Annotated in this window: 8 protein-coding genes and 1 pseudogene; all 9 read right to left on the minus strand. The window is 32.6% G+C overall.

Going from position 1 to position 13,301, the window contains the following annotated elements:
* Window positions 1–1,963 (minus strand): N-acetylmuramoyl-L-alanine amidase family protein (locus CLOBL_RS24710; RefSeq protein ID WP_077861434.1); only part of this gene is annotated, 1,963 nt, incomplete at its 3' end.
* A gap of 734 nt (window positions 1,964–2,697) precedes the next feature.
* A complete protein-coding gene (locus CLOBL_RS24715) occupies window positions 2,698–3,876 on the minus strand; it encodes a cadherin-like beta sandwich domain-containing protein (protein WP_077861435.1) in 1,179 nt (392 codons plus the stop codon).
* 83 nt (window positions 3,877–3,959) lie between these two features.
* On the minus strand, window positions 3,960–5,036 hold the full coding sequence (locus CLOBL_RS24720) for a cadherin-like beta sandwich domain-containing protein (protein ID WP_077861436.1): 1,077 nt from the start codon (window positions 5,034–5,036) through the stop codon (window positions 3,960–3,962).
* Window positions 5,037–5,349: 313 nt separating this feature from the next.
* On the minus strand, window positions 5,350–6,531 hold the full coding sequence (locus CLOBL_RS24725) for a cadherin-like beta sandwich domain-containing protein (RefSeq protein WP_077861437.1): 1,182 nt from the start codon (window positions 6,529–6,531) through the stop codon (window positions 5,350–5,352).
* A 49-nt stretch (window positions 6,532–6,580) separates the two neighbouring features.
* Window positions 6,581–8,158 (minus strand): cadherin-like beta sandwich domain-containing protein, encoded by a 1,578-nt coding sequence (locus tag CLOBL_RS24730; protein ID WP_242953915.1) that lies wholly within the window; start codon window positions 8,156–8,158, stop codon window positions 6,581–6,583.
* 375 nt (window positions 8,159–8,533) lie between these two features.
* On the minus strand, window positions 8,534–10,213 hold the full coding sequence (locus CLOBL_RS24735; protein ID WP_077861438.1) for a cadherin-like beta sandwich domain-containing protein: 1,680 nt from the start codon (window positions 10,211–10,213) through the stop codon (window positions 8,534–8,536).
* 106 nt (window positions 10,214–10,319) lie between these two features.
* Entirely contained in the window at window positions 10,320–11,429 is a 1,110-nt protein-coding gene (locus CLOBL_RS24740) for a cadherin-like beta sandwich domain-containing protein (protein ID WP_077861439.1), read from the minus strand.
* 159 nt (window positions 11,430–11,588) lie between these two features.
* Window positions 11,589–12,899 (minus strand): cadherin-like beta sandwich domain-containing protein, encoded by a 1,311-nt coding sequence (locus CLOBL_RS24745; RefSeq protein WP_077861440.1) that lies wholly within the window; start codon window positions 12,897–12,899, stop codon window positions 11,589–11,591.
* A 306-nt stretch (window positions 12,900–13,205) separates the two neighbouring features.
* Window positions 13,206–13,301 (minus strand): annotated as a pseudogene (locus CLOBL_RS28725) (cell wall-binding protein); the annotation flags it as partial.

Raw genomic sequence — 13,301 nt, forward strand, 5'->3', positions numbered from 1 at the left:
TCCAAGCTCCTGAAGCTCCTAATACATAACCATCAACAGTTGTGTTAGCTAACATAGCACCTGATGCATTTAAGTAGTACCAAGTTCCATTGTCATTGAACCAACCAGTAGCCATAGCTCCTGATGATTGTAAGTAGTACCAAGTTCCGTTGTCATTGAACCAACCAGTTTGCATAGCACCTGATGCATTTAAGTAGTACCAAGTTCCACCAACGTTAGTCCAGCCTGTAGCCATAACACCATCAGCTTTTAAGTAGTACCAAGTTCCACCAACGATAGCCCAGTTATTTACAACCTTATTACCAGTTGCATCATATAAATTCCAAGTTCCATCAGCTAATTGAACCCAACCAGTTTGAACTGTTGCAGCACCTGTTGTTGTACCTGCTTCTGTTGAAGTTTCAGCTTTTCCTTCACCAACAGTTGTGTAGATATCACCACCGTTTTCCCAAGTAACTATATTGTTTTCGTCATAAACGCTGATAGCATCTAATGAAGAATCGCAAGTATAAACCTTAGTCATATCTCCACCAGCTACATATTTGTAGATCTTACCATCTGCAACAACCCAAACATTTCCATCTACATCGATATCATATGCTGAGTAAGTTTTAGCACTGTCATCTATATCAACGCTGTCATCTGAATCTTTTTCTACAAGATAAGCATCAAATTTTGAATCTTTATCAGTAGAAACACCTTCTGCAGTTGTGCTAGTAGAAGTCTTATATCCTGGGAATGTTTTGAATTTAACTTTATCTTTCTTGAATTTTAAAGTTATTCCATCAACACTGTCACCTTCAACTGCATCAACAGCAACTAAGTTACCATCGCTTATAGTGAAGATTGGTTTTTCTATTCCAGTATCAGCAGTATTTATTACATCATCTTGAGTAACTTCAGTTAAATCCTTTAATGATGCACCGCTTCCATCATGGATAGCAGCTAAAACTCCATTGTATGCATCTTTTGCATCTCCGCAGTCATATTCATTTCCAGTACTGTTACCAATTTCATAAGATTCTACAGTCTTTGGAAGATATGCTCCATCCTTTTGATCTCCTTGAGCCTTAGCAATCTTTTGGATGAAAGTACGTACAACAGTCTTTGATGCATCTAAATCACTTGGAAGATTTGCAATTGCTGATGTAGTAGTTCCACCAGTTGCTACAAAGTTGTCAGCTGTATCAGTTATTGCAACTGTTGCTAATGCATAGATATAATCTTTATCTTGAGTTAAAGCAACCGGTTGTTGAATTAATCTAGCTTTTAATAAGCTATCACTATCACTATCACTACCTGCATCGCTATAGTTTTCTATTTTAACTGTTTTACCTTCAAATGTGCTATATGCATAGATATTTGCTGTATAAGAAGCATCTATATATTTACCATTGCCATCAGTAAATCCATATAACTTTCCACTAGCATCTTCATAGTCTTCTCCATCTGAACCAGCAGCTGGTGTAGCACTGTATGCATACCAGTTATCTCCGAATTTAGCGCTTGGGATAGCTTGTACAGCAACATTAGATACGTTAGTATCATATCTGTCAGCTTTCTTTAATTTAGTTTCTAATTTTGTTTGTGCAGTATCAGTATCATCTGATGGAGTAGTATCATCAGTTACGTCTCCATTTGTTAAGTCTACTAAGTATTCATCGTCTCCATCTTTAGCATATGCATACTTATCTTCATATGATCTGTTAAGATCTGCATCTGAAACATCATCTAATTCTTTATCTTTGCTTCCATCATTGTAGTATACAGAATCAGAATCATCATCTGACTTATATCCTTGATATACATATTTACCATCTTGGAATGCGATTGCATTTTCGATAGTACCATCTTTACTTCCTAATCTTGAACTTGAAGTTGTGTCCGCCATAGCTGGAACTACTGACATAACAGAAGCTGCAGCTACTAATAATGCTGTTATTTTGTTTGCTCTTTTAAACATAATTTTCTTTTCCCTCCTAAATTTTAAAAATCAGATAAATTATAGCACTATTGTGCAACCATGTAAAGCTATATAATTACTATAATCAGATATATTTTTATAAAATTCACATATATTAAACTAAATCACATGAATTTTATTCCAAAAACATGTCCATTTTAGAATTATATCATATATATATATACTTGTACATAAAATGCTATACTTCTTTGAAATTTCATTTTAATCCTTGTCTTTCCTTTGTTGTCATTAAGTAATACAATCTTGAATTTCTTTTTAGGTACTTTTTTTGAAAATATTTTAAAAATATTTTATTTATTTTTTACTGTACCTTTTGCCCTTTATTTACATAATAATATACAATATGAAATATATAACTTGGTACCTTTTTTATTTCAATGAATATTTTTCTTAAATTAACTATACATTCACTTCAATTTACAATGCACACTTTATGATAAAATTCCTCACGGAATCTTTTAAATTTATATTTTTAAAAAGCTATAAGCTTTTCTTCCTTAATTTTAAATTGTACATTGTTAATTTATTTGTCCTTCCCTAACTTATATTTGATCAAATCTAATTCTCTAAAATATTCTATAACTTCCCTATAAAAAAGAAACGCTATTCTTTTAAATAAGCGTTTCTTCTTGTATTTAACATTTTTCAGATGAAACTCGACTCACATTTGCTCGCTGAGTAAGTTCGACTGGCCAAATCGTAGATTTGGAGTCTTACTTAATCCATGCTCCATCGTCGCCGAGTTTATAACCGCTTATTTCAGTGCTTTTAGCCATGCTGCCGTCACTTTGTAAGTAATAATACTTTCCATTTATATATTGCCAGCCCGTTTTCATACCACCATCTTGTCCTAAATAGTACCAGTTTCCATTAAGATATACCCATTGAGTAGCCATTGTCCCGTCTTCTTTTAGATAATAATATTTTCCATAGCTTCTATCATAATACCAGGTATTTTTCAAAGGATTTCCTGTTGAATCATTGTAGTGCCAAGCACCATTTACCTGTACCCACTGACTTATTTTTATATTACTGCCTGAATTATTCTGAGTATTGCTTGTACTGGTGGAAGCATTCTGCCCAGCTACACTTCCTCTAGTTATATTTAGAGTATATGTTTTAATTCTATAATCTAAATCCGCTACAACTATTTTTACTACGTTTAATCCATATTGTAAGTGTATATCCTTTCTATATTTATTATCTTCATCTGCTGTATAACCTTGGATTTTCACTGTATACTTATCGCTTCTTGGTCTTGCCTTTATTTCTACCTCTTCTTCGTCATTATTAACTGATATATTATAGTTAATTGTATCTATATCAAAATTAATTGGAACTTTACCTGAATCTAAAGTTAATTCATCTAATCCAAGATCCTCATTTTCATTAGCTGATTCTTTTTGTATATTTATTTCATAAGTTTTAGCACAATTGCTTACCTCCTCATCGTCTACTGCTCTTTTAAAACCATCTTCCGTTGCATAAGTTCTAATATAAAGAGTAGTTTGTCCAGTTTCAATAGGTATATTTTCTCCTAAATCATAAGGTGTAGCAAAATCTCTATCTGATTCAAAAACTTTTACTATATAATCTCCTTCAGTTTCCGCTGATATTTTAACTCCATCACTGTTGCTATCGAGTACGACATAATAATTCTTATCATCAGTTAAGCTTTTTTCTTCGCCTCCATAATTATTACAAAGTTCAAGACTTTGTCCATTCGTAGATTGAACATCTAATGATTTTAATTCACCATTATCCGCTAGTGAATAAGTTGCTGCTTCAGCATAAGCGTTTGTGGTTAGTAATGAAATGTCTGTGGGAGCGTATATTGATAAGCTAATTATAGCAAGTATACCTGCAATTCTCACTTTTACCCTTTTATTCATAGTTATCCTCCTTTTTATTGAATTAGCTTAAGAAAATTCTTTCATTAATATATTAGTGCATAGATATGCTCTATATATTGTTATTATTTTACCCATGCTCCATTGGCATCAAGCTTATACCCATCAATTGTTGTATTTTTAGCCATAACCCCTGAAGATAATAGATAATACCATTTACCATCAGAATTTTCTATCCATCCAGTTTTCATTGTTCCATTGTTATTTAAGTAATACCAGTCTCCATTTACATTTTGCCATCCAATTTTCATTGCTCCGTCATTTCCCAAGTAGTACCATACACCATTAATCTGCTTCCAACCTATATCTTTACTTCCCTTGTCATTAATATAACTCCATTGTCCATTATTTAGTACCCAGCCTTTAGCCGTCACATCTGCTGTACTGTTGCCATTAGCTGCATTTTGATTTGCTGTTGCAGTTGTTGAAGTTTGAGCTTGTGCATTAGTTTTTTCCCTATTTATATGTAAGGTGTATATTTTTTCATGATCATCATCATCTCTTATTCTTATGGTTACATCATTATTCCCATATGCTAAGTTTACTGTTCTCTTATAATTATCGTCATCTGTCGCTGTTATTTTGTCTATTTCTTCATCATAGTCAGTATCTTCTGGTGTAGCCTTCACGCTGATATCGCTTGTATCACTTGGTACATCTACATTGTATTCTGTTTGATCCTTTGAGAAACTTATATTTCCAGCACTTAATTTTATATCGCTTAAGTAAATTTCATCATCTACCGCATGTCCCCGCATTACTTTAATAGTATAAGTTTTCTTCTTAGAACCATTTTTTACATCTATCGTTATTGTATTTTCGCCCTTATCAAGATCTACTACTGTTCTATAATCACTATCCGTAACATCCTTTCCATTAATTTCAACTTCCGCTGTATCTTCTTCAGGTGTTGCAGTAACTCTCAATTCATCTATTGACATATCTAATTGAAGAGTATAATCAGTCACACTGGATTTAAAATTTATACTTCCATCGCCTAAAGATATCTTATCTAAATCAGCTCCTGTTACTCTTGCGTAAGCTTTTGTATTAGTTAAGCTTAAATATTTTGCTGGCTCCAATACTGAAAACGCACTAATTGCAAGTGCTACTGCTATTATACGTTTAATTTGTTTATTCATCCTAGTTCCTCCGATTCATTATATTTCATCAATTATATATATTTTACCATACTTTTTCCTTAAACTTCTATTATATTTAGCATCTATTTTAATTGAAATTTTAACCAATTGTAAAAATCACTTCATTAATATATGTAAGACACTAAAATTTTCTTATATTAATAATATGCTAATTATCAATAAATTAGGCATAATCAGAAAATAATAATCAAACCTCATAGATTTATTATTCTTGATTATGCCTTATATAATTCAGAAGATAACAGTATGTTAAAAGTCCTTCTTTTTCCTATCATACTTCTACTTCATACTCTTATGAAATCCACGCTCCATCAGCTCCAACTTTATATCCATTGATTATGGTATTTACTGCCATAGATCCATCACCAGTCAAATAGTAGTATTTGCCTTCACTTAACATCCAGCAATTCTCCGCCATAAATCCATCCACTCCTAAATAGTACCATTTTCCATAATTCTTATCAAAAAACCATTGATTCTTTATTGGATTTCCGTTTAAGTCAGCATATTGCCATTTACCACTCACCTGTATCCATTGATTAGCTTTTATAACCGTTATTGTTGTATTATTTTGAGAAGCTGTAGCCTCTATATGAACAGGATTACTTGATTGGGTATTAGCACTTACTGCACTGCCAGTTTCATTTACTGTTCCTGCATTTAAAGAGCTCTCACCTTTATTTATATTTAAGATATACTCCTTATCATCACCATTATCATCTTCAATCTCTATTTTAATATCATTTTCTCCATTGTCTAAACTGATATCCTTTTTATAGTCATCACCGTCATCTACCTCATCGCCATCTATTGTAACTTTATAGTCATCGTCTTCTGGCTTAGCTTCAATTGAAACTGACTTTACATCATCAGCTGTATTATAAGTATAAACTGCCTGTGAATCTGATAAAGAAATTTTATTTTTATCAACTGTAAGACTTTTTAAATTAATGTCATCTTCGTCTACACTGCTGTTTGGATTATAGTTTATATTGAGTATATAGCTATTTTCTGCTTTACCCCTATCTTCATATTCAACATATTTATCAGGCTCTTCCTTATATACTCTTACAGTAATAATATTTGTACCTGGTAATAGTTTAATATCACTATTTGCAGCTTCCCCCTTAGCCGAATCAGAAGTTCCATTAAATACCTTAACATATTTTGAATCCGGTCCATCTGGTTCAAGCTTTATAGTATCAGCTGATGTTTCTGCATAATAAATATGATCACTTTCTACATCATCATAATTTACTTTATTGTAATTCTTATAGCTATCATCATAATAAAGCTTAATACCAGTTCCACCTTGAGTTTCCACTCTTAAACTGGTTAATTCCTCTACTTGATTATTATCTGGCGCTGCATAAGCCGCTTTAGTTAATAAACCAATTGGAGCTAAAGCTCTAACAGTTGAAATGCTTCCAAGCATTAACCCTATAGCAATTATTTTTTTTAGGTTTTTATTCATATGTACATCCCTCCACTTTTATTGCACAAACTTAAAGTTTGATATTATTTTATCTAATCCAGGCACCGTCAGCTCCAACTCTATATCCATTAATTATAGTATTTGCAGCCATAGATCCATCAGAAGTTAAGTAATAGTATTTACCTCCACTTATTATCCAGCAATTTTCCATCATAAATCCATCACTTCCAAGGTAATACCACTTATTATAATTTCTATCAAAGAACCATTGATTTGTTAAAGTTTTTCCTAAATTATCATTATATTGCCATCTTCCATTTACTTGAACCCAGCCAGTCTTAACTGTTGAAATTATTGTTGCTGTGTTTGGAGTTGAATCTACTGTATTAACATTAGTGCTTGTACTATTTGAATAATTTGAAGAACCTGTATAGTTACCACCCCTATATATCTTTAAGGTATACTCTCTTTCATTATCATCATCATCTTCAACTTTTATTGTAATGTCATTCTCACCATTATTAAGGTCAACATCTTTTTTGTAGTTGTCATCATCGTCTACTTCGTCGCCATCAATTTCTACAGTGTCTTCATCCTCGTCTTCTGGTCTCGCCTTAATTGTAACTTCATCTACATCACTAGCTACGCTATAAGTATATGTAACTTTCGAATCTGATAAAGAAATGTTATTTCCCTCTACACTTAGACTATCCAAATATATATCATCATAATCATCAGCATTGTCATTATCATCTGAGCTGTCTGAGTCACTAGTTCCATCACATGTACACTTTACATGAATTGTATAATCATTTTCTCCATCATCATCTCCGTATTCCACGTCATCATCTGGTTCATCATCATATACTCTTACAACAATTGTATTCCTCCCTGATGATAAACTAAGATCACTGCTTACTTTTCTGCCCTTAGCTGAATCACTAATGTCATCATCATTTGACTTAAATACTCTTACATATTTCGAGCTAATCCCGCCTATATGTACATTAACTGTATTAGATGAAGTTTTAGCATAATAATCAGTATCTGGATCTACATCCTCATTATCAACCTTCTCATCACTATCATAATCATCATCCTCATAAAGCCTGATATTATCCCCATTTGTAGTTTCTAATTTTAAACTGTCAAGTTCATCATCATCATTGTCGCTACTGCTGTGTGAATATTTAACCCTAATTTTATATTCACTGACAACATGGTTATCACTGCTATATTTTATATTGCTTGAAGGAGTATTATCATATACTCTTACAACAAGAGTCGTTGTTCCTGATGACAAGCTGATGCTGTTGCCTATGCTTTTCCCCTCAGTTGAACTGGAGGTACTCTTAAATACCTTAACGTATTTTGAGTCAGGTCCACTTATGTTTATTTTTACTGTCCTAGACGAACTTTTAGCATAATATTGTCCACCATCTGACACATTAGAGCTGCCAACCTCATTATTATAACTACTGTCACTATAAAGATTTATAGTGCTGCCGCCTGAAGTTTCTAGTTCTAAACTAGATAAATTATTTACAGTATTGTCAGATGCGTATGCTTTTAAAGTAAAGAAATTGATACTGCTAACTGGTTCTACTGCTGAAATCATTCCAATTGCTGCGGTTATGGCAATTATCTTCTTTAAATTTTTATTCATAACTTCTTCCTCCAATCAAATAACGTGAACTGGAAGTTAAATTTTTTCTTATTAAGTTTTTTCTCAAAATACCCCTTCAAACTCACGTTAGTTATTATTAATATATTCATCATCATATTACATTTTACCATCTAAAGCATCTTTCTCCAAACCCCTCATCTATAATTTCACTAAAAAGATTCCTTATATTCAATTTAATGCAATAATCCTTCCCCAATAAATAAGTCCTTTGAAATAAAAATGTATGTGATTTCGGCAAGCTACCACATAAGCTTAATTTTAAAGTTGGATAGCTATATTATAGATATAAAAATAAGGCTGGAAGATTGTCATAAAATCATCCTGCCTTACTTATATGACTATATAGTCTTGTCCTTATGAAATCCAAGCTCCATCAGCGCCAACTTTATATCCACTAATTGTAGTATTTGTTGCCATAGATCCATCAGAACTTAAATAATAGTATTTACCTCCACTTATTACCCAGCAATTTGCTGCCATAGCTCCAGATGTATTTAAGTAATAGTATTTACCGCTGCTTAATATCCAGCTGTTTTCTACCATGAATCCATCTGAGCCCATATAGTACCAACTGCTATAATTTTTATCAAATACCCATTGATTTATTAATTGTTTTCCTTGATTATCATAATACTGCCATTTTCCACTCGCCTGTACCCAGCCAGATTTAGTTGCAGTTGTGGTTGTAGCTGCCGCATTTCCAGTTGAAACTGTAGTAGCTGCATCAGAAGTTGAGCTTGCTGTATTTGTAGTTGTAGCATTAGAACCTGCAGTGCTTGAAGAATCTGTTGAACTGCTTCCCCTATATATCTTTAGTGTATACTCTCGTTTATTATCATCTTCATCTTCAATTTTTACTTTAATATCATTTTCACCGTTATTTAAGTCTACATCTTTCTTATAGTTATCACCGTCATCTACTTCATCGCCATCAATTTCAACTGTATCTTCATCCTCATCTTCTGGTTTAGCTTTTATTGTCACTTCATCTGCATCACTAGCTGCATTATAAGTATATGTTACCTTTGAATCTGATAAAGAAATACTGTTCCCATCTATGCTTAAACTATCCAAATATATATCATCATAATCATCTGCGTTATCATCATCTGAACTATCCGAATCACTAGATCCATCACCTGTACAATCTACATAAATTGTATAATCGCATTCAACATCATCGTCATCATCATATTCCACATCATCATCTGGCTCGTCATTGTATACTCTTACAACCAAAACATTTGTCCCTGATGATAAACTGATATCATCTCCTGTCTCTTTTCCTTTAGCTGAATCACTAATATCATCTTCATCATCACCTTTACCTTTGAATATCCTTACATATTTTGAGCTTACACCACTTATATGTACCTGAACTGTATTAGAAGAAGTTTTAGCATAATAATCTGTGCCTGAGTCTACATCCTCACTATCTACTTTATTATCACTATCATAATCATCATCATTATAAAGATTAATAGTATCTCCACTTGAATTTTCTAATTTTAAGCTGTCAAGTTCATCTTCGTTGTCACTTGAACTTGAATTTGAATACTTTACTTTGATTCTATACTCACTGACAACATGACTGTCTGAGCTATATTTTATATTAGAAGATGGTTCAGTATCATATACTCTTACAACAAGAGTTGTTGTTCCCGATGATATACTTATATTGCTGCTTACACTTTTACCCTCTGTTGAACTTGAAGTATCGTTAAATACCTTAACATATTCAGATGCAGGTCCGCTTATATTTACCCTTACTGTTTTAGACGAACTCTGCGCATAGTAGGTTATACCAGGGGATATGCTGGTGCTGCTAACTGCATTACTGTAACTGCTGTCACTATAAATATTTACAGTACTCCCCCCTGAAGTTTCTAATCCTAAACTCGATAAGGTATTTGTAGAATTGTCTGAAGCATAAGCCTTTGAAGTTAGCAAATTAATCCTGCCTGCTGGCCCTGCAGCTGAAATTATACCTATCGCCATTGTTATTGCAATTATTTTCTTTAAATTTTTATTCATAACTAATTCCTCCACTTTAATAATTAATTAGACGTTGTTCTATACATAAATAAGGCTGGAAGATTGCCACCCAGCCTTTTTTTATGAATGTATATTCTTAGCTTTATTATGAAATCCAAGCTCCATCAGAGCCAACTCTCCATTTGCCAATATAAGTATCGTGAGCCATCATTCCATCTGTTCCTAAGTAATACCACTTTCCATAGTTTCTATCAAAAATCCATTGGCTCTTCAATGGAGTACCTATAGAATCATTATATTGCCATCCGCCATTTACTTGTACCCATCCAACTTTTCCATTTGTAACTGCTGTTGCTGTACTTGTTTGTGACGCTGCAGTGCTTGTACCTGTTGAAGCAGCTGCAGTATTATCTGCTCTAGTTATCTTTAAAGTATAATCCCTCTCGTTGTCATCCTCATCTGTAAGCTTTACTTTAATATCATTTTCACCTTTGTTTAAATCAACATCTCTCTTATAATTATCACTGTCATCAACTTCATCGCCATCGATTTCAACTGTATAATCACTATCATCTGGTTTAGCTTTAATTGGCACTGAATCTATATTACTAGCAACATTATAGGTATATGTAGTTTGTGAATCTGATAAAGAAACACTATCTCCATTTATACTAAGGCTCTTTAAATAGATGTCATCATAGTTGTCGCTGCTGTCATCACTGCTGTCGCTGCTATCATCACCTGTACATTTTACATAAATTGTATAGTCATTTGATTTGTCGCTATCATCATCATATCTTGGGTTATCATCTGGCTCTTCATCATATATTCTTACAACAATAGTGTTCTTTCCTGATGATAAACTAACATCGCTGCTTACCTTTTTACCTTTAGTTGAATCACTGATGCCATCATCACCATCTTTTCTAAATACCCTTACATATTTTGAACTTACACCATCTATATCTATATGAATTGTATTTGATGAAGTTTTAGCATAATAGTCTGTATCCTCTTTTACATCGCCACTATCTACCTTATTATCACTATCATAGCTATCGTCATCATAAAGTCTTATACTGCTTCCATCTGAAGTTTCCAGCTTTAAGCTGTCAAAAGTATCATTATCATTTTCATCACTAGATGCATAAGCCTTTGTTATCAAGAAATTGGTATTGCTGATAGCTGGTGCTGCTACTGAGATTGTCCCAATCACCATTGCCAAAGCAACTATTTTTTTTAAATTTTTACTCATAAACTCATTCCTCCAATTTATTTATCGTCGTCACTGTATTATTAAAATTACATACATATCTTATATTTTACCACTAAAACAACATTTGTCCAAATTTAATATTCTTTTCTTAGATATAAGATAGAACTACATATGTTTCAATTGACAATTCGTTCATTCTTAATTAGCTGCTGTATTATCTATCATTTTTCCTGTTTGGTCTAAGTAATACCATTTCCCATCAGAATTTTCAAGCCAGCCAGTCTTCATTGTTCCACTGTTATCAAGATAATACCAGTTTCCTGAGGAATCCTCTAGCCAGCCTTTTTGCATTACTCCTCTTTCATTTAAGAAATACCAATTCTTCCCTGACTGTATCCAGCCTGTTTGTATCTCTCCCTTTTCATTTAAATAAAACCAGTTACTGCCATCATAAAACCAACCAGTTGCCATAGTTCCATCTGCTTTTAAGTAGTAAGTCTTTCCTGTTTTACTGTCAAACCACCACTGATTTTTCAAAGGCACTCCAGTTCCGTCAATATATTCCCATTTTCCATTAACTTTCTGCCATGAATTGAATTTGCCTGAATCACTTGTAACTGCATTATTTATGTTACCTGAATCTAAGCTTGTACTCCCTTGATTCGTAGAAGTAGAAGCAGCCGAAGTCGACTCACTTCCTCTGTATACATTCAAAGTATATGTTTCATCATCATCATTACTTTTAACATATATCTTTATGGCATTATTGCCTTCATCTAAGCTTATTGTCTTTTCAAAGTTATCACTTTCTTCTACAGATTGTCCATTAATTTCAACTACATCATCATTATTGTCAGGAGTTGCTCTGATAAGAAGCTCTTTTACATTATCATTAACACTTACATTATATGAATATTGTTCCTTTGAAAAATCAATATCTCCATTGCTTAGATAGATACTTTTCAAATATGCATAATCTTTATCAAGTTCCTCATCAGAGCTTATATCATTTGAATCTGGTTTCTTGACATGAATTATGTAAGTATTTTCACAATCAGTTACATCCTTATCTCCATATGCTTCTTTATAAGCGTCTTCACTTTTGTATGTTCTCAAATAAACATCCTCATATGTAGAGTTAATATTTACATAATCTCCAATATCTTGACCTTCTGCAGTTTTATCTGCTGAAGTGAATACTTTTACTACATCTCCACTGCCTTGTACACCTGCTGATATATAAAATCCATCAGCTCCAGTAAGACTCATATAATAATCTTTATTTCCAGATAGACCTGTTTCATTTCCTTCATAAGTATCAAGTAATTCAATCTCACTTCCAGTACTCCTTGTTATAGTAAGTGAATTTAACTCGCCATCACTTGCACTTCTATAGGTTGATGCATATGCTTCTGCTGATCCTAAAAAAAACTTATCAGCTGGCAATACACCTGAAATTGTTCCAATTACAAGACTTACTGCTATTATATGCTTAATTTTCTTGTGCATAATATACCTCCTTTACACTTTTTAACACCTTAACTTTATCCTTTATTATATCTATTCAATTTAAAAATTTGATATCTGCATTATTTGACTTGTATATAGTTACATTTTCATTCTCTTATATAAATTACTATAAGCGCATATATTTCTAACTAATATACTCAGTTCTAATTTTACCTCATAATTCTAAACTTTCTATTATATAATTATTAACTTTTTATAAATATCTTGCATATATATTGTAAAATGAAAATTTCTGGAGTACTTATTAAGAAAATATATCCATTTAATTACTTAAATTCTAATTATCTATTGAATCCAAGCTCCGTCTGCTCCAACCTTATAACTGCCAATTGTTGTATCATGTGCCATGGATCCATCAGCATTTAAGTAATAATACTTTCC

The organism is Clostridium sp. BL-8, from assembly GCF_002006495.1.
Classification (GTDB): domain Bacteria; phylum Bacillota; class Clostridia; order Clostridiales; family Clostridiaceae; genus Clostridium.

What these genes read in the sequence shown, in the direction of transcription:
- CLOBL_RS24715 (WP_077861435.1), bottom strand. Translation starts at nt 3,876, where the DNA reads ATGAATAAAAGGGTAAAAGTGAGAATTGCAGGTATACTTGCTATAATT.
- CLOBL_RS24740 (WP_077861439.1), bottom strand. Translation starts at nt 11,429, where the DNA reads ATGAGTAAAAATTTAAAAAAAATAGTTGCTTTGGCAATGGTGATTGGG.
- CLOBL_RS24725 (WP_077861437.1), bottom strand. Translation starts at nt 6,531, where the DNA reads ATGAATAAAAACCTAAAAAAAATAATTGCTATAGGGTTAATGCTTGGA.
- CLOBL_RS24730 (WP_242953915.1), bottom strand. Translation starts at nt 8,158, where the DNA reads ATGAATAAAAATTTAAAGAAGATAATTGCCATAACCGCAGCAATTGGA.
- CLOBL_RS24735 (WP_077861438.1), bottom strand. Translation starts at nt 10,213, where the DNA reads ATGAATAAAAATTTAAAGAAAATAATTGCAATAACAATGGCGATAGGT.
- CLOBL_RS24720 (WP_077861436.1), bottom strand. Translation starts at nt 5,036, where the DNA reads ATGAATAAACAAATTAAACGTATAATAGCAGTAGCACTTGCAATTAGT.
- CLOBL_RS24745 (WP_077861440.1), bottom strand. Translation starts at nt 12,899, where the DNA reads ATGCACAAGAAAATTAAGCATATAATAGCAGTAAGTCTTGTAATTGGA.